General features: G+C 67.0%; 28 protein-coding genes and 1 tRNA gene. 18 read left to right on the top strand and 11 right to left on the bottom strand.

Going from position 1 to position 24960, the window contains the following annotated elements:
- Positions 1–6: 6 nt before the first annotated feature.
- Together ACN0RJ_RS14865 and ACN0RJ_RS14860 are read left to right on the top strand one after the other, a co-directional pair.
- Positions 7–462: a low molecular weight protein-tyrosine-phosphatase gene (locus ACN0RJ_RS14865; protein ID WP_417719606.1), complete on the top strand. Its 456-nt coding sequence runs from the start codon at positions 7–9 to the stop codon at positions 460–462.
- Between the two features lie 179 nt (positions 463–641).
- Complete coding sequence (locus ACN0RJ_RS14860; RefSeq protein ID WP_417724750.1) at positions 642–1430, top strand: DUF1353 domain-containing protein; 789 nt, start codon at positions 642–644, stop codon at positions 1428–1430.
- 42 nt (positions 1431–1472) lie between these two features.
- On the opposite strand, the gene ACN0RJ_RS14855 is transcribed toward ACN0RJ_RS14860, so the two are convergent.
- Positions 1473–2150, bottom strand: a complete 678-nt coding sequence (locus ACN0RJ_RS14855) for a class I SAM-dependent methyltransferase (RefSeq protein ID WP_417719604.1) — start codon at positions 2148–2150, stop codon at positions 1473–1475.
- A gap of 347 nt (positions 2151–2497) precedes the next feature.
- Here ACN0RJ_RS14855 and ACN0RJ_RS14850 point away from each other — a divergent pair, with 347 nt between their 5' ends.
- Positions 2498–2935, top strand: a complete 438-nt coding sequence (locus ACN0RJ_RS14850) for a DUF4168 domain-containing protein (RefSeq protein ID WP_417719603.1) — start codon at positions 2498–2500, stop codon at positions 2933–2935.
- A gap of 109 nt (positions 2936–3044) precedes the next feature.
- Here ACN0RJ_RS14850 and ACN0RJ_RS14845 read toward each other — a convergent pair whose 3' ends face one another.
- On the bottom strand, positions 3045–4454 hold the full coding sequence (locus ACN0RJ_RS14845; RefSeq protein WP_417724749.1) for a calcium-binding protein: 1410 nt from the start codon (positions 4452–4454) through the stop codon (positions 3045–3047).
- 434 nt (positions 4455–4888) lie between these two features.
- Positions 4889–6691 carry a translation elongation factor 4 gene (gene lepA, locus ACN0RJ_RS14840; protein ID WP_417719601.1) on the bottom strand — a complete coding sequence of 601 codons (1803 nt, stop codon included), beginning with the start codon at positions 6689–6691 and terminating at the stop codon, positions 4889–4891.
- Positions 6692–7123: 432 nt separating this feature from the next.
- On the opposite strand from lepA, the gene ACN0RJ_RS14835 reads away from it, so the two are divergent.
- Complete coding sequence (locus ACN0RJ_RS14835; RefSeq protein ID WP_417724748.1) at positions 7124–7492, top strand: hypothetical protein; 369 nt, start codon at positions 7124–7126, stop codon at positions 7490–7492.
- Positions 7493–7514: 22 nt separating this feature from the next.
- Here ACN0RJ_RS14835 and hisD read toward each other — a convergent pair whose 3' ends face one another.
- Positions 7515–8804: a histidinol dehydrogenase gene (gene hisD, locus ACN0RJ_RS14830; protein WP_417724747.1), complete on the bottom strand. Its 1290-nt coding sequence runs from the start codon at positions 8802–8804 to the stop codon at positions 7515–7517.
- 95 nt (positions 8805–8899) lie between these two features.
- Here hisD and ACN0RJ_RS14825 point away from each other — a divergent pair, with 95 nt between their 5' ends.
- Positions 8900–9868, top strand: coding sequence for a LysR family transcriptional regulator (locus ACN0RJ_RS14825; RefSeq protein ID WP_417719598.1), 969 nt, complete (start codon positions 8900–8902; stop codon positions 9866–9868).
- A 117-nt stretch (positions 9869–9985) separates the two neighbouring features.
- Here the strand turns inward: ACN0RJ_RS14825 and ACN0RJ_RS14820 are convergent, their stop codons facing one another.
- Positions 9986–10756, bottom strand: coding sequence for an alpha/beta fold hydrolase (locus tag ACN0RJ_RS14820; protein WP_417719597.1), 771 nt, complete (start codon positions 10754–10756; stop codon positions 9986–9988).
- A gap of 135 nt (positions 10757–10891) precedes the next feature.
- Here ACN0RJ_RS14820 and ACN0RJ_RS14815 point away from each other — a divergent pair, with 135 nt between their 5' ends.
- Positions 10892–11272, top strand: a complete 381-nt coding sequence (locus ACN0RJ_RS14815) for a hypothetical protein (RefSeq protein ID WP_417724746.1) — start codon at positions 10892–10894, stop codon at positions 11270–11272.
- Between the two features lie 12 nt (positions 11273–11284).
- Here the strand turns inward: ACN0RJ_RS14815 and ACN0RJ_RS14810 are convergent, their stop codons facing one another.
- Together ACN0RJ_RS14810 and ACN0RJ_RS14805 are read right to left on the bottom strand one after the other, a co-directional pair.
- Positions 11285–11977 (bottom strand): NUDIX hydrolase, encoded by a 693-nt coding sequence (locus ACN0RJ_RS14810; RefSeq protein WP_417719595.1) that lies wholly within the window; start codon positions 11975–11977, stop codon positions 11285–11287.
- A gap of 38 nt (positions 11978–12015) precedes the next feature.
- Positions 12016–12474: a DUF983 domain-containing protein gene (locus ACN0RJ_RS14805; RefSeq protein ID WP_417719594.1), complete on the bottom strand. Its 459-nt coding sequence runs from the start codon at positions 12472–12474 to the stop codon at positions 12016–12018.
- Positions 12475–12720: 246 nt separating this feature from the next.
- On the opposite strand from ACN0RJ_RS14805, the gene ACN0RJ_RS14800 reads away from it, so the two are divergent.
- From ACN0RJ_RS14800 to ACN0RJ_RS14785, 4 genes are all read left to right on the top strand, one after another.
- Positions 12721–13245 (top strand): EF-hand domain-containing protein, encoded by a 525-nt coding sequence (locus ACN0RJ_RS14800; protein ID WP_417719593.1) that lies wholly within the window; start codon positions 12721–12723, stop codon positions 13243–13245.
- 87 nt (positions 13246–13332) lie between these two features.
- Complete coding sequence (locus tag ACN0RJ_RS14795; RefSeq protein WP_417719592.1) at positions 13333–13917, top strand: RNA polymerase sigma factor; 585 nt, start codon at positions 13333–13335, stop codon at positions 13915–13917.
- A complete protein-coding gene (locus ACN0RJ_RS14790) occupies positions 13904–14281 on the top strand; it encodes a hypothetical protein (RefSeq protein ID WP_417719591.1) in 378 nt (125 codons plus the stop codon). The genes ACN0RJ_RS14795 and ACN0RJ_RS14790 overlap by 14 nt, the downstream gene beginning before the upstream one ends.
- Position 14282: 1 nt before the next feature.
- Positions 14283–14807 carry a hypothetical protein gene (locus tag ACN0RJ_RS14785; protein WP_417724745.1) on the top strand — a complete coding sequence of 175 codons (525 nt, stop codon included), beginning with the start codon at positions 14283–14285 and terminating at the stop codon, positions 14805–14807.
- A 37-nt stretch (positions 14808–14844) separates the two neighbouring features.
- Here ACN0RJ_RS14785 and ACN0RJ_RS14780 read toward each other — a convergent pair whose 3' ends face one another.
- The gene (locus ACN0RJ_RS14780) at positions 14845–16287 is read right to left on the bottom strand and encodes a diguanylate cyclase (protein ID WP_417724744.1); all 1443 of its coding nucleotides are present in this window, start codon (positions 16285–16287) and stop codon (positions 14845–14847) included.
- Between the two features lie 104 nt (positions 16288–16391).
- Here ACN0RJ_RS14780 and ACN0RJ_RS14775 point away from each other — a divergent pair, with 104 nt between their 5' ends.
- The 8 genes from ACN0RJ_RS14775 (at position 16392) to ACN0RJ_RS14740 (ending at position 22020) form a co-directional block, all read left to right on the top strand.
- Positions 16392–16676, top strand: coding sequence for a DUF3572 domain-containing protein (locus tag ACN0RJ_RS14775; protein WP_417719588.1), 285 nt, complete (start codon positions 16392–16394; stop codon positions 16674–16676).
- Complete coding sequence (locus ACN0RJ_RS14770) at positions 16673–17380, top strand: HAD family hydrolase (protein WP_417724743.1); 708 nt, start codon at positions 16673–16675, stop codon at positions 17378–17380. The genes ACN0RJ_RS14775 and ACN0RJ_RS14770 overlap by 4 nt, the downstream gene beginning before the upstream one ends.
- 150 nt (positions 17381–17530) lie before the next feature.
- The gene (locus ACN0RJ_RS14765; protein ID WP_417724742.1) at positions 17531–18148 is read left to right on the top strand and encodes a heme NO-binding domain-containing protein; all 618 of its coding nucleotides are present in this window, start codon (positions 17531–17533) and stop codon (positions 18146–18148) included.
- On the top strand, positions 18145–19146 hold the full coding sequence (locus ACN0RJ_RS14760; RefSeq protein WP_417724741.1) for a diguanylate cyclase domain-containing protein: 1002 nt from the start codon (positions 18145–18147) through the stop codon (positions 19144–19146). Before ACN0RJ_RS14765 ends, ACN0RJ_RS14760 begins: the two co-directional genes overlap by 4 nt.
- Positions 19147–19228: 82 nt before the next feature.
- Positions 19229–19303, top strand: a tRNA-Gln gene (locus ACN0RJ_RS14755).
- A 1-nt stretch (position 19304) separates the two neighbouring features.
- Positions 19305–20414 (top strand): DUF6538 domain-containing protein, encoded by a 1110-nt coding sequence (locus ACN0RJ_RS14750; protein ID WP_417724740.1) that lies wholly within the window; start codon positions 19305–19307, stop codon positions 20412–20414.
- Positions 20415–20489: 75 nt separating this feature from the next.
- A complete protein-coding gene (locus ACN0RJ_RS14745) occupies positions 20490–20732 on the top strand; it encodes a hypothetical protein (protein WP_417724739.1) in 243 nt (80 codons plus the stop codon).
- 134 nt (positions 20733–20866) lie between these two features.
- A protein-coding gene (locus ACN0RJ_RS14740) for an IS3 family transposase (RefSeq protein WP_417723142.1) occupies positions 20867–22020 on the top strand; the annotation gives its coding sequence in 2 pieces (ribosomal slippage) (positions 20867–21119 and positions 21119–22020; 1155 coding nt in all).
- 116 nt (positions 22021–22136) lie between these two features.
- Here the strand turns inward: ACN0RJ_RS14740 and ACN0RJ_RS14735 are convergent.
- From ACN0RJ_RS14735 to dctP, 3 genes are read right to left on the bottom strand one after another with little or no spacing between them, the layout of a single operon-like run.
- Positions 22137–23423 carry a TRAP transporter large permease gene (locus ACN0RJ_RS14735; protein ID WP_417722927.1) on the bottom strand — a complete coding sequence of 429 codons (1287 nt, stop codon included), beginning with the start codon at positions 23421–23423 and terminating at the stop codon, positions 22137–22139.
- Complete coding sequence (locus ACN0RJ_RS14730) at positions 23420–23944, bottom strand: TRAP transporter small permease (protein ID WP_417724738.1); 525 nt, start codon at positions 23942–23944, stop codon at positions 23420–23422. The genes ACN0RJ_RS14735 and ACN0RJ_RS14730 overlap by 4 nt, the downstream gene beginning before the upstream one ends.
- Positions 23945–23956: 12 nt before the next feature.
- The gene (gene dctP, locus ACN0RJ_RS14725) at positions 23957–24943 is read right to left on the bottom strand and encodes a TRAP transporter substrate-binding protein DctP (protein ID WP_417724737.1); all 987 of its coding nucleotides are present in this window, start codon (positions 24941–24943) and stop codon (positions 23957–23959) included.
- Between the last annotated feature and the right edge of the window lie 17 nt (positions 24944–24960).

The raw sequence follows: 24960 nt of genomic DNA, 5'->3' as shown, positions 1-24960 counted from the left end.
CGCGCCATGACACACCGTATCCTCTTTGTCTGTCTGGGCAATATCTGCCGCTCGCCGTCGGCCGAGGGCGTCCTGCGCGCGATGGCGGAGGCGCGCGGCCTCGACCTTTCCATCGACAGCGCGGGCACCGGCGACTGGCACGTGGGCGAACCGCCCTACGGGCCGATGCAGGCGGCTGCCTCGGCCCGGGGGTACGACCTCTCGACGCTGCGCGCCCGGCAGGTGGCGGTCGAGGATTTCGCCCGCTTCGACCTGATCCTCGGGATGGACGATGCCAACATGGCCGCGCTGGAACGGCTGCGCCCGGCGGAGGGCACGGCGCGCCTCGCCCGGTTCACCGACCTTGCGCCCGATACCGGCGCGACCGAGGTGCCCGACCCCTATTACACGCGGGATTTCGACGGGACGCTGGACCTCGTCGAAACCCTGTCACGCGCCCTGCTCGATCAGCTCGAGGCCTAGGGGCGCCGACGGACGGATGCCACGCACCGTCGGTTGAGCAGGCGAAAGGCGCCCTGCGCGGGCGGGCAGGGTATGGAAACCCTGCCTTTCCGGTCCGGGGGCTTGATCGTCCCGGCGGGGACGGCATACTCTTGCCGATATCACCGGCATATTTCGCCACCGACACAAGAGATTGCTCCATGCATAAATCCATTCTCGCCGCCGCGCTCCTGTTGTCCGCCGCGGCCTGCGCCCCGACGCGCGACAAGGTCGAATCCGTCGACGTTCTCGAAGACATCACCTGCGCGACCCGCGGCGGCTGCGCCTATCTCAACTCTCCGGTCAAGGTGGTCGACCAGCCGGTCGAACTGCCGCGCCGCCCCTACAAGTTCTTTCCGCTCGCCGAGCAACTGAACTTCATCGACGCCCGAAGTCGCGACTGGGTGGCGCCGCGCGGCACGCTGACGGACGGCGCCTCGATCCCGCCGATCTTCGTGTCGCTGGTCGGCTCTCCCACGGCGCCGGAATACGTCAATGCCGGGGCCGTGCACGATGCCTATTGCGGTATCGGCAACGAGGGCGGGGCGAATTACCACAATGCCGAATGGCAGGCCGTGCACCGGATGTTCTACGATGCGCTGATCGCCTCGGGCACGCCGGACCAGCGCGCCAAGATCATGTTCGCGGCCGTCTGGCTGGGCGGGCCGCGCTGGAACACCTACGAACGGCTCGACCTGATCCCCGCCGGGGCCAAGCGGGCCGGCCTGCGCAAGGCGATGACCTACGTGCAGACCAGCAACCCCTCGCTGCGCCAGCTCGAACGCAAGCTGCGGCGCATCCAGCAGGACCTTTGGAACGAATATCCCGATCTCTACCCGACGATGGTGTCCGGAGACGAGCGGGAGGAGGTCTACGAGGAAGAGTATTACGAGGAATACTATTCCGAAGGCGAATCCTCCGGCGGGACCGCCAACGGCTCGGGTCTCTGATCCGGGGTCCGTCCCCGGCGCGCGGCGCCGGGGCACACGTTCTCAGCGCTGGCTGTCCGCCTGCTGCTCTGCCGGCGGATTGCTGAGGTTGGCGGGAACGGTGGCCGATTTCTCGAAGATCAGAAGGGTCATCAGCCCGGCGGGGGGCAGTCGGCGGCGCTTGACCAGGGTCAGACCCGGCGTGCCGGTGACGATGCCGATGTCGAAATCCGAATGCCAGCCGATCCGGTCCGCGAAGCGGGCGGTGCGGCGGGTCAGATGCGCCATGAGCCCCTGCTCGCGCGCGAAGTGGTTCGAGATCACCAGCCGCCCGCCGGGTTTCAGCACGCGCACCATCTCGGCCATGACGCGGCCGGGTTCGGGCACCACGGACAGGGTGTGCATCGCGACCACCGTATCGAAGCGCCCGGAGGCGAAGCCGAGATCGCGGGCATCCATGCGGTGCAGCGCCTCGACCCCGGAAATCCGCAGCCGGTCCACGCGCTGCCGGGCCTGGGCCAGCATCTCTTCGCAGATGTCGACGCCGGTGATGCGCAGGCCGCTCGGAAAGTGGGGCAGGGACAGGCCGGTCCCGACGCCGACTTCGAGCAGTTCGCTACCGGGGCGGCCGGTGACCTGGCGGGCCGCGGTGCGCCGCGCGGGCTGGGTGATGGCGCCGAAGGTCTGATCGTAGAAAGGCGCCCAGCGGGCATAGACGGAGCGGGCGGCGTTGATGTCCAAGGCTTTCTCCAGAATCTGTCCCATCCGCATAAAGCATCCGGACGGTTACGGACAAGTTAACCTTGGTCGGTGTTGCGCGGCTTGGCGCGGTTTCTCCACCGCGGGTTCCCGGGCGGCACGGGACCGGCGGACCTCGGCGCGAACCGGGCTCCGGGGGTGGCGGTTCTTCGCGCCCCCAACCGGGTGCGCGGTGCTCCGCCTTCCCGCATGGCGCGATCCGGCAAGGTCCCGCCGCGCCGGTCCGGGGGGCTTTGAAGCGCCGTGTTCCCCTGCCTAGATCTGACCGGACGGCGCGGGATGCCCCCGCTCCGGACGACAACAGACCGGCGATGCCGGAAGGAGATGTCATGAAACTGAACGGAACCCTGCTCAAGTCCACGATGATCGCGGCCCTGATCGCCGCCCCCGTGGCCCCGGTTCTGGCACAGACCGCGGCGCCCGCCCCGGAGGCCCCCGCAGCCCCGGCACAGGTCATGCCCGAGGCCCCGGCCGCGGATTACTCCGAAGAGGTGCTGACCTCGTTCGTGGATGCGGCGATGCAGGTGCAGGCCGTCCAGGAGGACTACGCCGCCCGCATCGACGAAACGCCGGAGCCCGAGAACAAGCAGGCGCTGGTCGAGGAAGCCCAGACCGAGATGGTCGCGGCGGTGGACGAGACCGAGGGCATGGATGTCGAGACCTACAACGAGATCAGCGCCGCCGCGCAGGCCGACCCGGAGCTGAACGAGCGCCTGATGGCGATGGTCCAGACCCGCCGTCAGGGCCAGGGAACGATGGTGGAGTGATCCGCCTCCCGCCCGCATGAACGCGAAAGCCGCCCCCGAGGGGGCGGCTTTCTTCTTTTCGGGCTGCTCTCCGGCCCATGACCATCGGCCGGAGAGCGGTCCGCGGGGATCACACGAAATCGAACGCGCTCAGGGAGGAGATCTCCTCAAGGGTCGTGCCGATCAGGTAGATGCTGTCGGTGCTGCCGTCGAAGGTCACGAGGACGTTCGAGCCCATGTCGACGAGGGTGACGTCGCTTTCGGTGTAGCCGGTGATGACCAGCGTCTCGGAGGCCGCGTCGAAACCGGAGATCGTGTCCTGACCGTGCATGGCGTCGAAGACGAAGGTGTCGGTGCCGTTGCCGCCGAACATGCGGTCGTCGCCGGTGCCGCCGGTGATGGTGTCGTTGCCGGCCCCGCCGTAGATCAGGTCGTCGCCGGACCCGCCGTCGATGGCGTCATCGCCGCTGCCGCCGGTCATGGTGTCGGCATCCGCGCCGCCGTCCATCACGTCGTCCGCCTTGCCGCCGTCCATGACGTCGTTGCCGAGCCCGCCTGTCATGGTGTCGTCGAAATTGCCGCCGAGCATGGTGTCGTTGCCGGAGCCGCCATCCATCGAATCCGCGCCGGTGCCGCCGTTCATGTCGTCGTCGTCGTCACCGCCGAGCAGGGTGTCGTCGCCTTCGCCGCCGAACAGGGTGTCGGAGCCGGTGCCGCCGGAGAGCCAGTCCCGGTTGCCGTCGCCGTCGATGGAGTCGTTGCCGCTTCCGCCGATCAGCGTGTCGATGCCCCGGCCGCCGGTCATCGTGTCGTTGCCGGACCCGCCGTTCATGTCGTCGCTGGAGGACCCGCCGTCGAGAAGGTCGTCGCCTATGCCGCCGTCGAGGGTGTCGAAGCCCTTGCCGCCGTAGAGGGAATCGTTGCCGCCGTCGCCGGTGACGCTGTCGTTCCCGTCCGACCCGATGGCGAGATCCGAGCCGAGCCCGCCGAGGATCGTGTCGGCACCGTTGCCGCCGCGCAGCTCGTCATTGCCGTCGCCGCCGTCGATGTAGTCCTCGCCGTCATTGCCGAAGATCGTGTCGTTGTCTGCAAGCCCGTACATCTGGTTGCCGAAGTAGTCGCCGACATAGTTGTCCTGGCCCGCGGTGCCCGAATAGGGATTGGGGAAGACCTCGTAGGGCACGTTCGGATCGATGTCGAGCACGAGCCCGACGAAGCTCAGGATGTTGGGCGTCCCGGCGGGGTAGTGGAAGAAGATGTCGCCGTTCGCATCCGCGAAGACCACGACCGGCACGGGAGTCCCGAGCGGAATTCCCGCGATGCCCGGCGTCGCGGTCCCGGAGCCGATGTAGGTCAGTTCGCTGCCGCGGAAGCTCGAGACGTTGTCGTCCGTGGAATCGAGCGTGCCCTGGTCGTCGGCAAGCTCTCCGGTCGTTTCCGTCTCGAAGAGGTTGACGAGAACGGTGGCGTTCTCCTGCTGGAGGTCTCCGGCGAGCAGCGACCCGAGATAGCGGTAAACGGAAATGGTATGTGTCGGCATTGACTTATTCTCCTGAGATTTCGACCCCTGGAGCGCGGCAGCAGAAATCCGTGCGGTCGAGAGCCTCGACACGCCTTTTTGCCATAGTTCCACACTCGTTAAGTGTCTGATCTTCCTTTGATGAACAGCGGGTACTTCTGGTTTGAGGGGATGAGCACTCCGCGACTGCAACCCTGAGGCGAATCGCCATTTCGGTCAACCGGAAAAGGTTAACAAAAGATTAATCTTATTTGGTGTGTTGACAGGTGGAGGTTCGCCGCAGGATTGCAGAGCGCCAAGAAATACTGATGCAATTGCGATGCCGGACGTGCCCGCGATCCGGGCATGACTATTGCGCCGAAACCACAGTTTCGGCGAAAAATCCCGAGGGATTTCAAGTCAGGATTGTCAGAGAGGCAAAAAGACGACCGGCCCCGAAGAGGGGCCGGAGAGGGTCATTCGTCCATTTTCAGCGCGGAAATGAAGGCTTCCTGCGGGATCTCGACGCGGCCGAACTGGCGCATCTTCTTCTTGCCGGCCTTTTGCTTTTCCAGAAGCTTCTTCTTCCGGGTGGCGTCACCGCCGTAGCATTTCGCGGTCACGTCCTTGCGCAGGGCCGACAGGGTCTCGCGGGCGATGACCTTGCCGCCGATGGCCGCCTGGATCGGGATCTTGAACATGTGACGCGGGATCAGGTCCTTGAGCTTTTCGCACATGGAGCGGCCGCGCATCTCGGCCCGGTCGCGGTGGACCATCATCGACAGCGCATCCACCGGTTCGTCGTTCACCAGGATCGACATCTTGACGAGATTGTCCTCGGTGTAGCCGGTGAGCTGGTAGTCGAAGGAGGCATAGCCCTTGGTCACCGACTTCAGCCGGTCGTAGAAGTCGAACACCACCTCGTTCAGCGGCAGGTCGTAGACCACCATGGCGCGGCTGCCGACATAGGTCAGGTCGAGCTGGATGCCGCGCCGGTCCTGGCACAGTTTCAGCACGTCGCCGAGATAGTCGTCCGGCACGAGGATCGACGCCTTGATGCGCGGCTCCTCGATGTGGTCGATGCTGGTGGGGTCGGGCATGTCGGCGGGGTTGTGCAGCTCAAGCTCGGTGCCGTCGCGCATGAAGATCTTGTAGATCACCGAGGGGGCGGTGGTGATCAGGTCGATGTCGTATTCGCGTTCGAGCCGGTCGCGGATCACTTCGAGGTGCAGGAGGCCGAGGAAGCCGCAGCGGAAGCCGAAGCCGAGCGCGGCCGAGGTTTCCATCTCGGAGGTGAAGGAGGCGTCGTTGAGCGAGAGTTTCTCGATCGCGTCGCGCATGTCCTCGAAATCGTTGGCATCGACCGGGAAGAGACCGCAGAACACCACGGGGATCGACGGTTTGAAGCCGGGCAGGGCGACTTCGCAGCCCTTGCGCTCGGTCGTGATCGTATCCCCGACGCGGGTGTCGCGGACCTGCTTGATCTGCGCGGTGATGTAGCCGATTTCGCCCGGGCCGAGTTCGGACACTTCCATCATCGCCGGGCGGTAGACGCCGATGCGGTCGATATCGTAGGTGCCGCCGGTCTTCATCATCTTGATGCGCTGACCCTTTTTCAGCACGCCGTCGATGACGCGGACGATGACCACGACGCCGAGATAGGGGTCGTACTTGGAATCGACCAGCATCGCGCGCAGCGGCTTGTCCGGGTCGCCTTCCTTGGGCGCGGGCAGCCGCTTGACGATCGCTTCGAGCACGGCGGGAATGCCGAGGCCGGTCTTGGCCGAGATTTCCAGTGCCTCGGAGGCGTCGATGCCGATGACATCCTCGATCTGTTCCTTGACCCGCTCGGGTTCCGAGGCGGGCAGGTCGATCTTGTTCAGGACGGGGACGATCTCGTGATCGGCGTCGATGGCGGTATAGACGTTGGCCAGCGTCTGCGCCTCGACGCCCTGCGTCGCGTCGACCACCAGCAGAGAGCCTTCGACCGCGCGCATGGAGCGGGAGACCTCGTAGGCAAAGTCGACATGCCCGGGGGTGTCGATCAGGTTGAGAATGTAGACCTCGCCATCCTCGGCCTTGTACTCGATCCGGACCGTGTTGGCCTTGATGGTGATGCCGCGCTCGCGCTCGATGTCCATCGAGTCGAGCAGCTGCTCCTTCATCTCCCGTTCGGTGACGGTGTTGGTGGATTGGATCAGCCGGTCGGCCAGGGTGGATTTCCCGTGGTCGATGTGGGCAACGATGGAGAAGTTGCGGATATGCGCGAGGTCGGTCATGATTTCGTGGATATGATGGGGTTTGGCTGGCCGGTCAAGGTGGTGTGTTGGCCCGCCGGCCGGGTTGGGGGGCTGACACGGCGGCGAAAGCGGATTTCGGCGAAAAGGCCGGGCGTGTCGCTGCCCCTGGCGCCGAAGCCCGGTCGCGGCGCGGGCCCCGGGGCGGGTGCGGTCGTGGAACTTGAGTAGCGATTCTGCCTGCTCCGTCCCGGACGAAAGATGCTCGGGTTGCCAGCCGCGCGGCCGATGCCGGCAAACGGTTTCCTTTCCCCGCAGGCGGCACGGCACCGTGTCCGGAACGATGCAGGGCAAGCTGGCGGCCTTGCGGATGGAATTGAAAAACGTCCGCAGTTGGGGCAGAGTGGCGTCAGTGGGTGCCGGGAGCGGGTTCTAAGCCCGTCGGGATGTGCCAATGAGCAGGAAAGTCAGGCGATGAAATCAACACTTCTGATCGGGGCCGTGGCGGCGATGACCGCACTGTCGGCCTGCGGCGGCGGCGGCGGCAGCGTGAGCCGCAATGCCGGGCCGGATTACCGGGTTGCGCGGATGGCCAGCGGGCCGATCAGCCGGGCCTGCGTGTCGTCCGACCGCAAGGCGCGCAGCCCCGAACTGTGCGGCTGCATCCAGGGCGCGGCCAATATCGAGCTGACCGGCGCCGATCAGCGCATGGCGGTGAGCTTCTACAAGGACCCGCACAAGGCACAGGAGGTCCGGCAGTCGGATCGCTCCAGCCACGAGGATTTCTGGAAGCGCTACAAATCCTACGTCGACCGGGCCGAGAGCCAGTGCAGGGGCCTCTGAGCCCCGCACCGACACCGGATCGTCACGACAGCGCGCGGTTTCGGCAGGGTCCGGGCACGCGCAGGTCCGCCGAGCGGGCGTGACCCTCCATGCCCTCGGCGCGCGAGATGACGGCCGTGGCGCGCGCGAGGTCGGGCAGGGCGGGCCCGGAGGCACGTTGCCAGGTCACCGTCTTCAGGAACTTGTGGACCGACAGCCCGCCGGTATGGCGGGCGGCGCGGCCGGTGGGCAGGACATGGTTCGGCCCGGCGGCCTTGTCCCCGAAGGCGACGCTGGTTTCGGCGCCGAGGAACAGCGATCCGTAGGCGCCGAGGCGCCCGCGCCACCAGACGGGATCGCGCGCCATGACGTGCAGATGTTCGGGCGCGGCGCGGTCGGCGGCCTGCGCCATCTCTTCGCGGCTATCGACCAGAATCACCTCTCCCAGCGCCTCCCAGGCGGTGGCTGCGGCGGTGCGGTTGGGCTCGGGCAGGGCGGCGACGGCCCGCGGCACGAGGCGCAGCACCGACTCGGCGAGCGGGCGGTGGTCGCTCACCAGCCAGACCGGCGAGGTCGGACCGTGCTCGGCCTGCGCGACGAGGTCGGCGGCGATCAGCGCCGGGTCCGCGGTGGCATCGGCAAGGATCATCACGTCGGTCGGCCCGGCGACCATGTCGATTCCGACGGGACCGAAGAGCTGACGCTTGGCCTCGGCCACGTAGGCATTGCCGGGGCCGACGAGGATGTCCGCCGCGGGCAGGCCGAAGAGCCCCAAGGCCATGGCGGCGATGCCCTGGACCCCGCCGAGCGCCAGCACCCGGTCGGCACCCGCGACGTGCAGCGCATGCAGCACGGCGGGGGGAGGGCCGTCGCGTCCGGGCGGCGTCACCGCCACCACCTGCGCCACGCCGGCGGCGCGCGCGGTGGTCACGGTCATCAGGGCCGAGGCGATATGCGCATAGCGCCCGCCGGGCACGTAGGCCCCGGCGCAGCCGACCGGGATCAGCCGCTGCCCGGCGACGAGGCCGGGGCGCAGTTCGGTCTCGAACTCGCTGACCGAGGCGCGCTGCGCGAGCGCGAAGGCGCGGATGTTGGCATGGGCATAGGCGATGGCCTCGACCAGCGCGGGATCGAGCCGGCGGTGGGCCGACGCAAGCGCCCCGGGCGGCACCTCGATGGCGGCATCGCTGCCGTCGAGCCGCCGGGCATACTCGCGGGCGGCCTCTTCTCGGCCGCTGCGCAGCCGGGCGAGCATGATCTGGACGGTATCGGCGACATCTGCCGCAGATTGCGGCGAAATGCCGGTGATCGGCTTCAAAGAGAGGAAAGGCATGACGGTTCCGGTTGACGTTGCGGCACAATAGATTCAAAAAAGGTGAAGGTACGCCCCGGGTGTGCCATGGCGCAGAGCGGCTGTTGGGGGGCGCGATGCTGATGAAGGGCGTGACACTGCGCGGCCTCGAGGTCTTCGAGGCGCTTGCCGCGAGCGGCTCGGTCGCACAGGCGGCCGAGGCCACCGGGCTCAGCCAGCCGGCGGTGAGCCAGCAGATGCGCAACCTCGAAACGGCGCTCGGGACCGACCTTGTGGATCACGCGCGCCGGCCGATGCAACTGACCCAGGCGGGGCGCACCTTCCTCGGGCGGACGCAGACGGTGCTCAGCCAGCTTCGTCTTGCGCGCAACGAGCTTACGGTGATGGACCTGACCCATCTCAGCACGCTGAGCCTCGGGGTGATCGACGATTTCGACAACGACCTGACGCCGCAGCTCGTCACCATCCTGGCCGAGAACATGACCCGCTGCCGGTTCAAGCTGGTGACCGCCCCGAGCCACGAGATCGCCGAGGCGATGGTGGACCGGCGGCTGAACATCGCCATCGCGGCCAGTCCCGGCGCGGTGATGGACGGGGTTCTGGAATACCCGCTGGTGCGCGATCCGTTCATCCTCGTCACGCCGCGCGGCGCGGTCGAAACCGCCGGTGGTGCCGAGGCGCTGATGCAGGCGCTGCCGTTCCTGCGCTACGACCGCGACCAGTTGATCGGGCGCCAGATCGAGGCGCATCTGGGGCGGCAGAAACTGACCTACCCGGAGCGGTTCGAAATCGGCGCGCACCTGTCGTTGATGACCCTCGTCGCGCGGGGTGTCGGCTGGGGCATCACCACGCCGCTCGGCTACATGCGGGCGGGCCGGTTCCATGACCGGATGGAGGCGCATCCCCTGCCGATCAAGCCCTTCGCCCGCACCATTTCCCTGTTCGCCGCCAGCGACTGGGCCGACCGGGTACCGCGCGACGTGGCGCGCACCACACGCAAGCTGGTCTCGGAACTGGTGATCGGACCGGCGCTGCGCCAGCTGCCCTGGCTGGACGGCGAGCTGCGGGTTCTGGACAGCGACTGACGGCGATGCGGGCATGACGGCTCCTTGCTGCCGATACGTGGCGGCGGCACGGGCTCTGGCGCAAGGGGCGGATCGCCGTTTCGGGATGAATGCGGCGCAGTTTCGGAAAAGCTGAAACTACGGGGCGGTGAGCCCGAGATAGGCGCGCACCGCCGCTTCGAATTCGCGCGGTTTTTCGGCGTGAAGCCAATGGCCTGCGCCCGGGATGCGGGCGAATTTCGCCGCCGGGAACAGGGCGCGGATCCGGTCGCGATGTTCGGGCAGGACGTAATTGCTTTCGCTGCCGGACAGGAACAGCGCGGGGCCGTCGAACCGGCCGGAGACCTCGGGGAAGGACAGGATCTTGTCCATCTCCGCGGCGAGGGTGTCGAGGTTGAGCTTCCAGCGCCGCGCCTTGAGGTCGAGCGACTGGGTGAAGAAGCTGCACAGGGACGGGTCGTCGACGCTGCGCAGAAGCTGGTCGTTGGCATCCGACCGCTTCTCGACGGTCGAGAGATCGACGCTGCGCATCGCGTCGATGTAATGCATCTGGGTGTGGCCGTAGGTGACCGGCGCGATGTCGGCCACGATCAGGCGGCCGACCCGTTCGGGCCGGGTCAGGGCCAGCACCATCGCGGCCTTGCCGCCCATGGAATGCCCGAGCACGTCCGCCCGCCCTCCGAGCGTGTCGATCACCTCGGCCAGGTCGGCGGCCATGTCGGGATAGGAATGGCTGTCGGTCCAGCCGCTGTCGCCGTGGTTGCGCTGGTCGACGGCGATCACCCGGCGCTCGTCCGACAGGCGCTTGGCGATCACGCCCCAGTTGCGCGCCGAGCCGTAGAGGCCGTGCACGATGACCAGCGGCAGGGTGCCGTCGACGGAAGTGCCATGGGAAAGGGTGTTCAGCATGGCCGCGGTTCTAGGGCATGTCCGCGGCCCGGGGAAGTGCGCGCGGGCCGGATTGGCGGGGAATTGTTGCCGATTTCCGGTCGGCATGTTCGCATCCCCTTGCATCGGCGCGGGATTTGCGGCTGCCTGAGCGGCATGGCGATGGTGACGGATCAGGATATCGCGCCCCATGTGGCACGGCTCGAAACGCTCTTCGAGGAGCGTCTCGCGCTGCGTCGGGGCGGCTTCGAAGCCCGCGCGGCCAAGGCGGCGCGCGCGCTGCCGCGGCTGCTGCGCCGCGATCTCGCGCGGGTGGTCGAGGCACAGCGGCTGAGCGGCCATCCCAGGCTGGCCCGCACCGTCGACACCGCCGAGGTGAAGCTGGCGGCGGATCGCGTCGCGCAGGGGCTGAAGGCGATCGACCCGGCCGACCGGCGCCGGGGGCGTCTGCTCGGGATGCTGGGCGCGTTGATGTTCAACCTCGCGCTGCTCTTCGCGGCGGTGGTGATCGTGCTGGTCTGGCGCGGCTACCTCTGAGGGCCGGGCGCCTCAGTCGGCGGGAGTGTAGCCGCGCAGGCGCAGGAACAGGCTGCGTTCGTCGTCATTGTGGAAGAACGGCACCGAGGCGGGCGGCGAGTCGTCCTGCGCGCGGGCGGCGATTTCGGCGAGCACGACCTCGGTGATGAAGGGCATGTCGAAGTGCCGCACGGCGTCGAGCCCGATCCACTGGAGATGCGACAGCTCGTCCTGCGCGGCAGAGAAATCGTCGGGGTCCGAGGCAATCGCCTCGGCATCGACGAGAAAGAAGCGCGCATCGAAGCGGCGCGGCCGCCCCGGCGGGGTGATGGCGCGAAAGACGAATTGCAGGGCCGAGGCGTCGGGCACGTGGCCGGTCGCGGCGAACGCCTGCCAGTCCTCGGGCGGGTCTTCCCAGGGTCCCGGCGTGCCGAGGACGAGGCCGGTTTCCTCCCAGAGTTCGCGGATCGCGGCGACGGCGATGGCATGGGGCAGGTGCGCCTCGGCATCCTCGCCGAGGCGCGCGGCGCAGAGGTCGGGCAGGGGCCGCGCGAGGGAGATGTCGCCGTCGTCGCGGTCGACCGCCCCGCCCGGAAAGACGAACATGTTCGGCATGAAGGATGCCTTGGCGCCGCGCTGGCCCATGAGGATGCGCGGCTGCGTGTCCCGGTCGCGCAGCACGATCACGGTCGCGGCGTCACGGATGGCCGTCTTGTCGAGTGTCATGGTCTCTCCCGCCTGTCAGGGCCCGGCGGCGCGGCGGTTCAGCCCCCGCGCGAGAAGCCATGCATCCTGCGCGCCCACTGAAATCCGACGATCGCGCCCTTGAGCCTTGGCAGAAGGTACAGCGACAATCCGATGCAGCCAACCGAGAAGATGGTGATCAGGATCAGCGGTTCCGGCCGCCAGGTGGTGAACACGAACAGCAGCGCCGGCGCGAGAAGGTGGCCGACGATGAGGATGGTCAGGTAGGCCGGGCCGTCGTCGGCGCGGTGGTGGTGCAGTTCCTCGCGGCAGACCGGGCAGTGGTCGCGCACCTTGAGGTAGCTGCGCATCAGCGGTCCCGCCCCGCAATTGGGGCAGCGGCGCCGGTATCCCTTCCAGACGGCGGGCCAGGTCTCGCGTTCCTCTTCGGGGACGGGAGAGGTGGCGGGGGCACCGTCCAGCGGTGCGTCGGCAGGGTCCGTGGACACCGTCTGCGGCGGGTTGGGAAGATGCGACATGTCGGACATACGGAACCTCGGAATACGCTCCGCGCCATCGCGGATTGCCAGGGAGGGTGAAGCAGCAAGCCCTACATTAGAAGTGTTCAGAATGTCCTTGCGTCCCGATGTCGCAAACGGCCCCGCGCCGCCGTCCGGAAACTCATTTGCGATTTCTGCGACGGAAACCTCCGGCCCCCGCGTGGAAGACACAGATCGGCGGCCGGGAGGGGCGCCGACACGATGCCGATACAGGAGACCACAGGCATGACACGTATGAGCAAGCTTCTGATGGGCGCGACCGTTCTCGTGATGGGGTCGGCAAGCCTTGCCGCCGCCTTCCCGGGCGGGCGCGAGCGCGGCGAAGGTCCGCGCGGCGGACAGCCGATGTTCCTTCAGATGTTCGACCAGCTCGACGCCGATGGCGACGGCAAGCTGACCCCCGAGGAGCTGGAGGCGATGGGCCCGGGCAAGGCCTTTGCCGAGGCCGATGCCGATGGCGACGGCCAGCTTTCGGGCGACGAGCTGACGGCGTTCTCGGATGCCCGCGAGCAGCAGCGCAAGGAAATGCGCCAGCAGATGATGCTGAAGCGCATGGACACCAACGAGGACGGCCAGCTGAGCCTGGACGAGCTTCAGGCCCGCGGTCCGGGCCGCGAGGAGATGTTCAAGTCCCTCGACAAGGATGGGGACGGCGTCCTCACCCGGACCGAGCTTCAGCAGGCGCGGCCGATGATGAAGATGCGCGGTCACGGCGACCGCGAGGACCACGGCGGCCGCGGCCACAACTGAGCCGAAAAGCCGGACGGCGAGGCCTGCCCCTGCCGTCCGGGCATTGCGCGGACCCTTCCGGGGGGATAGCGCAGGAGCATGGACCGGATGCCCTATGACGCCATGAGCGACCGAAGCGACGAGGATCTGCTGACGGCCTATGCCGCCGGCGAGCCCGCCGCCGCGCGGGCTCTGACGCTGCGCCTGGCGCCGCGCGCCTTTGCCCAGGCCATGCGCATGCTGCGCGACCGGGCCGAAGCGGAGGACGTCGCGCAGGAGGCGCTGGTGCGCCTCTGGCGTGCCGCGCCGGGCTGGCGCACGGGCGAGGCGCAGGTGACGACATGGCTCTACCGGGTGGTGTCCAACCTCTGCATCGACCGGATCCGGCGCAGGCGCGGCGGAACGGTCGACATCGCGGCGGTCGACGAACCGCCCGATCCCGCCCCCGGCGTGGAGCGGGCGATGCTGGACGATGCGCGGGCAGACGCGCTGGAAACCGCGCTGGAGGCGCTGCCCGAGCGGCAGAAACAGGCGGTGGTGCTGCGTCATCTCGAAGGGCTTTCGAACCCCGAGATCGCGGCGATCATGGACATTGGCGTGCGCGCGGTGGAAAGTCTCACCGCGCGTGGCCGCAAGGCGCTCGAAGGATTGCTTGCCGGAAAGCGCGCGGAGTTGGGATATGACGAAGACTGACAGAGCCGGGACGGAAGAGGGCTTGCTGGCCCCGTGGTTCGACGCTGCCCGCGACGCGGAGCCGCTGCCGGACGGCGACTGGATGGCGCGGATGGAAGCCCTGGCGCTGGCCGAGCAACCTGCCGCGCGCCCGGTTCCCGAAACCCGTGCCGCGCCGCGGCGCGGTGGCTGGCGCGACATTCTCGGCGGTCTCGGCGGATGGCCCGCGATGGCGGGGCTTGCCGCGGCCTGCGCGGCGGGGGTCTGGATCGGGGTTGCCGCGCCCGAGGGCAGCATGTCCACGCTGCTGCCGGTGTCGGCCGGCGACGGGGTGTCCGGTCTCGAACCGGCGAGCGGTTTCGATTACGTGATGGCGGGGCTCTGAGATGGCGGATGATGTGGCACGGCCCCGGATGGCGCTCTGGCTGCGGCTGGTGCTGTTCGCCTCGCTGGCGCTGAACCTCGCCGTGGCCGGCGTGGTGGTCGGCGGGGTGCTGAGGGGGCACGACGGCTTTCACCCGCCGCCGCGCGGGCGCGATTTCGTCACGCCCTATACCCGCGCCTTCACCGACGAAGAGCGCCGCGAACTGGGCGGGCGTCTGCGCGCGGCCTACGAACGCGACCGCCCGGAGCGCGACCGCCCCGACCGCGACGGGTTCGTCGGCGGCTACAGGCGCGGCCTCGACGTGCTGAAGACCACGCCGTTCTCGGCCGAAGCCTTTGCCGAGACGCTGTCCGATCAGAGCGCCGAGGCCGAACGCCGCCAGCAGATGGGGCAGACGGTGCTGACCGACTACCTCGCCGCGATGAGCGACGAGGACCGGGCGGCCTATGCCGCGCGTCTGGAAGTGCAGTTCGAGGAGCTGAGCAAGCGGTTCAAGCGGTTCCGGGAGGATCGCGACCACAAGTGAGGCGCGGCGGGCGGGCCGTGGTCGGCCCGGCGTCGACTCAGTACCCGCCGAAACCTGCGGCCGCGGCGGGAGAGGGGGGATTCGCGTGTTCCGAACCGCCGAGTTCCGCGATCGAGACACGGTTGCGGCCGCCATCCTTGGCGGCATAGAGCGCGCGATCGGCGCGGGCGAGCGTGATGTCCGGCAGCTCCGGGTAGCCCGGCGGGCAGACGGCGACGCCGACGCTGAGGGTCACGCCGACCGGCTCGCCGGAGTGCAGCGTGGTGAGCGGGCCGGACCCGACCGTGCCGCGCAGCCGCTCGGCGGTGCGCAGCGCGACCTCTTCATCCGCATCGGGCATCGCGACGAGAAATTCCTCGCCGCCGATGCGCGCGACGAGGTCGGCGGCCCTGAGGTTCTCGGAGAACCGGTTGGCGACCGACACCAGGACCGCATCCCCGACCGCGTGGCCGTGTATGTCGTTGATCTGCTTGAAATGATCGAGATCGGCGAGCAGCAGCGCATAGGGCCGGCCCTGCTGGGCGGCCCGTTCGGCAAGCCGGGACAGATGCGGCAGCACGTAGCGGCGGTTGTAGAGGCCGGTGAGCGGATCGGTCACCGCCGCGCGCAGGCCGTCGCGCATGTTGTCGCGCAGCCGGTCGGCGGTGCGCTTGCGGTCGATCTGCTTGGGCAGGCGGATCAGCAGCTCTTCGGTATCGAGCCCGCTGGCCAGAAGGTCGTTCGCCCCGAGGTCCAGCGCGCTGGCGGCCTCGCGGCGATGGGTCGGGTCGGTGACGTAGACGATGGCCGACTGGCGCAGGTTCGGGCTGGCGCGCAGCTGCGTCAGGATGGCGAGCCCCTCTCCCGGAACCGTGGTGGGGGTGGAGCCGACATCCACGATGACGAAGACTTCGGGCACCGGGTCGATGGCGCGCAGGGCATGTTCCGGGCTCATGGTCTCGATCCGGTCCGACATGCGGGACCGCAGGACGGTGGCGGCGGCATCCAGCGTCTGACCCCGCCGGGTGGAGACCAGCGCGATCCTGGCCGGCGACCGGAACCCCGCCGGAGGTTCGGACAGGCCGAGCGCGCGGCGCGTGTCGTCGCGCAGGCGCAGTTCGTCCGCCGCGTGTCGCGCGCGCAGCAGGCTGCGCAGCCGCGCCAGCAGGACCAGTTCGTCGACCGGCTGCGAAATCACGTCATCCGCCCCGGCGGCGAGCGCCCGCAGGCGCTGCGCATGGTCGGGGCCGCTGTGCACCAGGATGATCGGGGTGTCGTTGGCATCGGGCTGCCCGCGCATCCGCAGGCAGAAATCCCGGCCCGGCATGTCCGGCAGATCCGCCGAGGCGATCACGAGATCCGGCCGCTGCTGCCGGACGAGCCGCAGGGCATCGGTCCCGGTCTCCGCCTGGATCACATCGTAAAAGGCAGCCTTCAGCTTCACTCTCAGGGCGATCCGATTCGTCGCCACCCCGTCGGCGATCAGTATCCTTCCCGTCATGATTTCGTCCTTGGCAATGTTCGGCGTCGCGACGCACCTCTTGCGTCTATGCCTGTCCACAGTCTTTAAGAAAGTAGTTAACAAACTCTTTCGGATTTTTTCAAATGGCGCTGTCGAGTAAAAATGCCGAGCTGATCGGCCTTCAGGCGGTGGCCTGGCTGGCCGGGAACGATGAATTGCTGCCCGTGTTCCTCGGATCGACGGGGGCATCGGCGGCGGATTTCCGCTCGGGGCTGTCGGATCCGGACTTCCAGGGCGCGGTTCTGGACTTCCTTCTCATGGACGACGCCTGGGTCCGGGCCTTCTGCGAGGCCGAAGACCTGCCCCCCGAGGCCCCGCGCGAGGCGCGGATGCACCTTCCCGGCGGCGGTGAGGTACACTGGACATGACCGGCGCCCCGATTGCCGCCGTGCTCTTCGACAAGGACGGCACCCTGTTCGATTTCGGAGCGACGTGGAATGTCTGGGCGCTGGGCGCGCTGCACCATTTCGCCGCGGGCGATGCCGCGCGGCTCGAGGCGCTCGCCGCGGAGGCCCGCTTCGATCTCGCCATCCCCGCCTTCCACCCCGACAGCCCGATCATCGCCGGGACGAACCGCGAGGCCGCGGAATGCCTCGCGCGGGCGCTGCCCGGCCACGCGGTCGAGGATATCGAGGAGCACCTGATGCGATCGGCCGCCACCGCGCCGCTGACCGAAGCGGTGCCGCTCGGACCGCTGCTGGCCGAGTTGCGGGCGATGGGGATGCGGCTGGGCGTGATGACCAACGACACGGAATTCTCCGCGCGGGCGCATCTCGGGGCGGTGGGCGTTTCGGAGGCCTTCGATTTCATCGCGGGCTTCGACAGCGGCCACGGGGCGAAACCGGCCCCCGGTCCGCTCCTGGCCTTTGCCGACAGCATCGACCTTCCGCCCGGACAGGTGGTGATGGTGGGCGACAGCACCCACGATCTCGAAGCCGGGCGCGCGGCGGGAATGCGCACAGTGGGCGTGCTCACCGGCCCGGCCGTGGCCGGTGACCTTGCCCACCTGGCCGATGTGGTGCTGCCCGATATCGGTCACCTCCCCGGGTGGCTGGCTGCGGAAGCGCGCTGATCCGGCCGGATCGCGCGCCGCCGCACCGCGCCCATACCATGACGCCGACCAACGTCAGGGTAAGGAAAGTATCGCGGATTTGACCTGTTCCCTTTTTCTTAAGCCGCCGGCGGGTAAGTTGGCGGAAACGGGCAAGCGGGAAATATGTCTATGCACGGGCTGATCGCCAGGACGCTTCAATGCTTCCTGCAAGATACCTATGGACAGATCGCGTGGCAGGAAATCGCCACGAAGGGCGGTCTGGACTCGCAGGACTTCGAGGCGATGCTCGATTACGACATGGGCAGCGTGCAGAACGTGCTGTCCGCCGCCGAACGCTACCTGCAGAAACCCCGCGATGTCATTCTCGAAGACATCGGAACCTATCTCATCACCCATCCGAACAACGAAGGTCTGCGGCGCCTGATGCGCTACGGCGGGGTGGATTTCATCGACTTCCTGCATTCCCTCGAAGATCTGCCCGGGCGCGCCCGCCTTGCCGTTGCGGATTTCGACCTGCCGGAGATCGAATTGCGCGACTGCAACGCCGGCCAGTTCCTTCTGCACAGCGGCTGCGGCCAATCGGGAATGCCGGGCTTCGGGCATGTGCTGGTGGGCGTGCTGCGCGCCATGGCCGACGATTACGGGGCGCTGGTCATCCTCGACCACCAGGGGCGCCGCGACGGATCGGAAATCGTCGACATCACCGTGATCGAGACGGATTTCGCCCAGGGGAGGGAGTTCGACCTCGGCGCGCTGCCACCGTTGCGCGGGGGGCAGGCCACATGACCTTTCCGCTCGCCAGCCTCGATATCCTCTGCCCGATGCACGTGCTCCTCGACCCCGGGGGGCGGGTGCGCTCCGTCGGGCCGACCATGGCCAAGCTGTTCCGCGATCACGACTGGAAGGGTGAGCATTTCTCGACCCTGGTCGACATCTACCGCCCGCATCCGGTGACGCAGATCGTCCAGCTTCGCGATCTGGTCGGGCGGCGGTTGCAGATGCGCATGCGCAATCCCCGCCGCACGATGCTGAAGGGCATGTCCATGCCCGCCGATGCGGGCGGCGTCCTGCTCAACCTCGGTTTCGGCATCAAGGTGGTGGATGCGGTGCGCGACTACGCCCTGACCAGCACCGATTTCGCCGTCACGGACCTCGCCATCGACATGCTCTATCTGGTCGAGGCGAAATCCGCCGCGATGGAGGCGTCGCGCACCCTGAACCGTCGCCTTCAGGGCGCCATGCTGGCCGCCGAACAGCGCGCCTATACCGACACGCTGACCGGCTTGCGCAACCGGCGGGCGCTGAATCACGTGCTGGACCGGCTGATGCGCAGCGGCGCGCGCTTTGCGGTGATGAACATCGACCTCGATTTCTTCAAGCAGGTGAACGACACCCGCGGCCACGCCGCCGGCGACTGGGTGCTGCAGGTGGTGGCCCGCGCGATGTTGGACGTGATGCGCAAGGTCGACACGGTCGCGCGCGTCGGCGGCGACGAATTCGTCGTCCTGCTCGAAGACGTGCGGGACCGCGGAATGCTGGCCGATCTCGCCGACCGGCTGATCCGCCGGATCGAGCAACCGATTCTCGTCGATGGCGAAGACTGCAAGGTCTCCGCCAGCATCGGAATCGCGATGAGGGAACCGCTGGAGAATACCCCGCTCACCGCCGACGACCTTCTGGAACGCGCCGATGTGGCGCTCTACTCGGCCAAACGCAAGGGCCGAGCCCAACATGCGTTTTTTCCTCAGGAAACCCTTGCCGCTGCGGAAAGAATTCACCGCTGAACCGACCGTCGGAAACCGATGATTTTTTCGGATCTTGGGCCTTGATCCCGCCAACCGTCTATCGTAAACCCGCCGCCACGGTTGGGGTGTAGCCAAGTGGTAAGGCAGCGGTTTTTGGTACCGTGTACCGTAGGTTCGAATCCTACCACCCCAGCCAAATGCCACCAAAAGTTGAAAAACGCAGTCGTGCGGCCCTTGAAAACAAGGGCGTTTTCGATTCCGGCCACCCCGCGCAAGATGCCGTAGTCCACCCTGTGACACAGGGTATGACACATGATTTGACACATCATGCGTCGCTGGGGCATCAAGAGCCGCATTCCTCTGCCAAGCCTGATCGCGCAAAGCCGAGACGCAGTCGTCAGAAGCGTCGTCCCGCGCCTTACCTGCAACTTCGGGGGCGGGCTTGGTACTTCCGTAAACGCCTCTCGCAACGCCTCGCCGATTTTTGCGGAAGATTTTTTTTCGTCATTTCACTTCGAACCCATCTCGCCTCCGACGCGACGCTGCGGGCCGCCCGGCTCCTGGTCGCGATGGACAAGTTCGAGGCGACAATGACCCATCTCACCACCGTATCCACCCTCTCCCCCACCCAGGCGCACGCGGTTCTCCGGGAGTATCTGCGCAAGGAACTGGCCTGTGTGTTGGCCCGCTTCGAGGACGACAGCGCGTTCCAAGAGGATCCGACTATGGCGGATGACCGGCTCAATGCTGAGTTGCTCGCTTTGAAAGGGGCTGCGCGACAGAGGGACTTCTCGGCACTGGCTCCGGCGATGATCGAGGCGGCACAGTCAGCAGGCGTCACGTTGCCCGAACCGCGACCCGCTTCCCTGGGTATGCAGATGTCTGCGTTGAAGCGCGACCTGATCGACGTAGAACGCAAGAGCTTCGACCTCGAGGATCCGCATGTGCTGTCGGCACCGCTGGTCGCCCGTTTCTCCGATCAGGGTGTGGCAAGATTTGTAGCCCCTGTCGTGACCATCGAAAAGGCGATCGCAAGGACGCGAGAACTTCATCCGTCAAAAGACATGCAGGGCAACATCAACGCCCTTGAGACCCTGCTTCTCTACCATTTCGGCGGCGATGCTTCTGTCGTGTCGATAACGAAAGAGAAGCAGGAGGAATTCTTCACCTGGGTTGCCCGGTTGCCGACAAATCACGGGCGCAGCCATGGAAAGAACCGCTACAACCAGACCGAGGCCGAGCGCGACAAGAATGACCTCATCGCCGAGGCTGATACCCGTGATGCCGAGAAAGTCGCGCGGATTTGAGACCTGCCGCTTTCTCTGCCGGAAAAGCGCGCGCTGCTGACTCAGGAACTCGTTCCTCGTCTCACCGAACGAACGTTGAAGCGCTATCGGGACGGCATTGCGCGGATGTTCCGCGCGGCGGAAGATATCGATGCAGGGGAGCTGCCGAAGGTGCTCTCGTACCGCGACATCGAACGCATCGTGAAGCGTGCCGAGACGTCGGATGACGCGCTCCACATGCGGATGACCAAGTCCAAGATCCGCACGCCGTGGAGCGCGGAGCGTATGGCGAAGTTCCTTCAGTCGTCGCTTTTTACCGGTCATGCGACGGAATACTGAGCACCTCCCCGAAAATCGGACAGTGACGTAAGCTACGATCTGCCGTCTGCTGGTTGAGCTACCCCCCGAAATTCGGACACTGACATAAGCTACGATTTGCAGTCTGCTGATCTTCGACGAGAAGGAGATCAGAGATGTCGAAACGGAAGCAGCACGCGCCTGAGTTCAAGGCGAAGGTCGCGCTGGAAGCCCTGAAAGGCGAGGAGACGGCTGCCGAACTGGCAAGCCGGTTCGGGGTGCATCCGACGATGATCCATCAATGGAAGCGAGCCCTGCTCGAAGGCGCCTCCGGTGTGTTCGAACGCGGGGGCCGCAAGAAGCCGGAGATTGACGAGGAGCAGGTGAAGGAGCTCCACGCCAAGATCGGGGAGCTGGCGGTGGCCAACTCTTTTTTGGAACGAAAGCTGAAGCCCTGGGGCGGGAAGTGAGGCGCGGCATGATCGAGCCTGACCACCTGGATCTGTCGATCGGCCAGCAGTGCAAGTTGCTGTCGATCGCGCGTTCGTCTTTCTACTACACGCCCAAGGGCGAGACCGAACAGAACCTCGGCCTGATGCGGCGGATCGACGAGCAGTTCTTGGAGACGCCGTTCTTCGGTGTCCGGCAAATGACCTGGCACCTGCGCAACGACGGCCACCTAGTGAACGAGAAGCGCATCCGGCGGCTGATGCGCCTGATGGGGCTAGTGCCGATTTACCAGAAGCCCAACACGAGCAGGCCGACGAAGGGCCACAAGACCTATCCCTACCTGCTCAGAGGTCTACGGGTGGAACGCCCGAACCAGGTCTGGTGCTCGGATATCACCTACCTGCCCATGCGGCGCGGGTTCCTATACCTCGTGGCGATCATGGACTGGCATACCCGCAAGGTCCTGTCCTGGCGGATCTCGAACACGCTGGAGGCCGACTTCTGTGTCGAGGCGCTGAACGAGGCCATCCACAAGTTCGGCCCGCCAGAGATAATGAATACGGATCAGGGATCCCAGTTCACGTCCTTTGCCTGGACGGATCGGCTCCGCCGGTCCAGCGTGCGCATATCGATGGATGGGAAGGGCCGTTTCCTCGACAATATCTTCATCGAGAGGCTGTGGCGCACCCTGAAATACGAGTGCGTTTACCTGCATGCCTGGGAGACCGGATCGGAGACGAAAGCGGCGATCCGGAAATGGATGACCTTCTACAACCACCAGCGCCCGCATTCAGCCTTGGGCGGCCAGCCCCCGGCGCTGGTCTACTGGCAGAGAAATGATATCAACCAACCCGATCAGCAGGTGCAACGAGTAGCTTAATTTACGCCAGATCCTGTCCAAGAGATGGGGAGTAGCTCACTGGAGAATGCGCGCATGGTCAGCGCCCTGCGCCGGGACGCGACGGCGCGCTGATCCGCGCGGGCGGGCGGCGATCCCTACCGTCCGAACCCGGCGAGGGCGGGCAGCCATGTCGCAAGCTCCGGCACTGCGACGAGCACGGCCAGACCGGCGACCATGATCGCGACGAAGGGCGACGCGCCCCGCACGATGGTTCCCAGCGGCGCGCCGGTGATCCCCTTGATGACGAAGAGGTTCATGCCGACCGGCGGCGTGATCATCGCCAGTTCGAGGTTGATCATCAGCAGCACGCCGTACCAGATCGGGTCGATCCCCAGCGAGATCATCGTCGGCAGGAGGATCGGCGTGGTGATCAGGATGATCGCGATGGATTCCAGGAACATCCCCAGCACGAAGATCAGCCCCATCACCACGAGCACGAAGCCGATCGGGCCCAGGCCGAGGCTGACGACCGCCTCGGTCACGCCCACGGGGAGGCGGACGAGGGTGATGGCGTGACCGAACATGGCCGCCCCGGCGATGATCATGAAGACCATCATCGACGTGCGCATGGTGGCATGGGCGCAGGCCCAGAGATCGCGCCAGCCGAAGGAGCGGTAGACGAGGATGGCGACGAGCACCGCGTAGAGCGAGCCGGCCGCCGCGGCTTCGGAGGCGGTGAATATGCCGAAATAGATGCCGCCCATCACCACCGGCGGCGCCAGCAGGGCCCAGACCGACCGGCGGAACGCGGCGGCGGCGGCGGGCCAGCCCGCCCAGTCCGGCGCGTCGATCCCGCGCCGTCCGCGCGCCTGGATCATGCAGAAGATCGAGAACACCAGCGCCAGCAGCAGTCCGGGCACGATCCCGGCGAGGAACAGCGCCCCGATCGAGGCTTCGGAGACGATGGCGTAGAGGATCATCGGCCCCGACGGCGGAATGAGGATGCCGAGCGTGCCGCCTGCGGCCACCACGCCGAGGGCGTCGCGCTCGGCATAGCCGAAGCGTTTCATCTGGGGGATCGCGCTCGACCCGATGGAGAGCGCGGTGGCCACCGAGGAGCCCGAGATCGCGGCGAAGATCGTGCAGGCCAGCACCGTCGCGACGCCGAGCCCGCCCTTCACATGCCCGATGACCGTGTGCGCGAAGGTGTAGAGGTCGTCGATGACCTTGGCCCGGATCATCACCTGCGCCATGAAGACGAAGAGCGGGATGGTGCTGAGGATCGGCTTGTCGAGATGCACGTAGACCGCGTCGCCCAGCCCGTCGATATCGCCTTCGACGAGCAGCAGGATGGCGCTTGCGGTCAGGCCGAGAGCGGCAAAGATGGGGATGCCCGTCAGAAGCAGCAGGATCAGCCCGGTGAAGACGAGCAGCAGCGTCATCGCCGCGTCCCCCGGATCTCGCGGTAGAGGCCGAGCGCGGCGGTCAGGAACAGCAGGACTGCGCCGATGAGGACCGGCATCTGGGGAATCCAGGTCTCGATCTCGATATAGCCGACGGAATAGGAGCCGAAGCCGCGCGCGAAGACGATGCTGTCGCGGATCGACAGGCCGACGACGGCGGCAAAGCCCATCACCGCGAGATGGGTAAAGCCCCGCTGCAGGCGCGCGGCGGCGGGGGGCAGGCGGGCCGAGACGAGGTCGATCGCGATGTGATCGCCCCGCCGCAGCGCCTCGGAGGCGCCGAGCATGACGAGAGTGACGAGCAGGTAGCCGATCATCTCGTCGCTCCATTGCAGGGGGGTGTCGAAGACGTAGCGGCGCGTCACCGCCACCACGATCTGCACGAAGATCCACAGGATCAGCGCCGTGCTCAGCCCGCCGCAGAGGCGGATGAGGCCGGTGACGATGCGGTCGGGAAAGAGGGGAACGTCGGCCGTTCCCCCCTCTGTCTGGTCATGCATGACGCGGACTGCTCACATCTTGCCGAGCAGGTCGAGCAGCTTCTGGCTGTCCGCATCGCCCTCGCCGAAGGACTTGTCGAAGGCCGGGCGCATCACGGCTTGCAGCGCCGCGTTCTCCTCGGGTGTGGCGACATGCACCTTCACGCCCTTTTCCTCGAGCTGTCCGGGGCCTTCGGACCCGGCTTCGGTCGAGGCCTCGATGGCCCATTCCGAAGCCTTCAGCCCGGCCTCTTCGAGGGCCTTCTTCGAGGTGTCGGACAGCCCGTCGTAGAATTCGGGGTTGAGATAGCCGTGCAGGTAGGCGGAGAGAACCGGCACCACGGTGAAGGCGTCCTGCACCTCGTAGTACTTGCGCGACACGGCGGCGGCCACGTCGGTAATGGCGCCGTCGATCACGCCGGTCGCGAGCGCCTGGTAGACCTCGGAGCCGGGCATGGCGGTCGGCGTCGCGCCGAGCGCCGCGAGGGCGGCATCGAAGGGCGGGGTGAGCCCGCGCATCTTGAGTCCGGCGAAATCCTCCGGGGCGACCAGCGGCTCGCCGTTGGTGGTGAAGACCGATGTATTGGTCTGGAACATCCAGACGACGTTCTTCACGCCCTTCTCCAGCAGCTTCTCCTCGAGAAAGGCGGCGGCTTCGGAGGTCGGCCATTTCTTCCAGATCCCGATGTCGCCGAAGGCGAAGGGCGCCACGGTGACGTTCATGATCGGGAGCGTCTTGCCCCACTGGAAGTTCAGCGAAAAGGCGCATTCGATGTCGCCCTTGGCGGTGGAGACGATGTTCTCGCGCGCTCCGACGAGGCTGTCGGCGCCGAAGATCTGCACGTCGAGCTCGCCCCCGGACAGGGTTTCGACCTCGGCGGCCCAGCGGTCGACGACCTTGGCGATGTGGTGCGCCGGCGGCAGCTGGTGGCTGCACCTCATCTGCGTCTGCGCAAAAGCCGCAGGCGCGGACATGGCGATGAGGGCCGCGCCCAGGATCGCGGTTGTCTTGTAGGTCATGTTGGTCTCCTCCCTTT

This window comes from Salipiger sp., assembly GCF_048261495.1.
GTDB lineage: Bacteria > Pseudomonadota > Alphaproteobacteria > Rhodobacterales > Rhodobacteraceae > Salipiger.
Note: the sequence above shows the minus strand (reverse complement) of the source record. Positions and strands in the feature narration are given on the sequence as shown.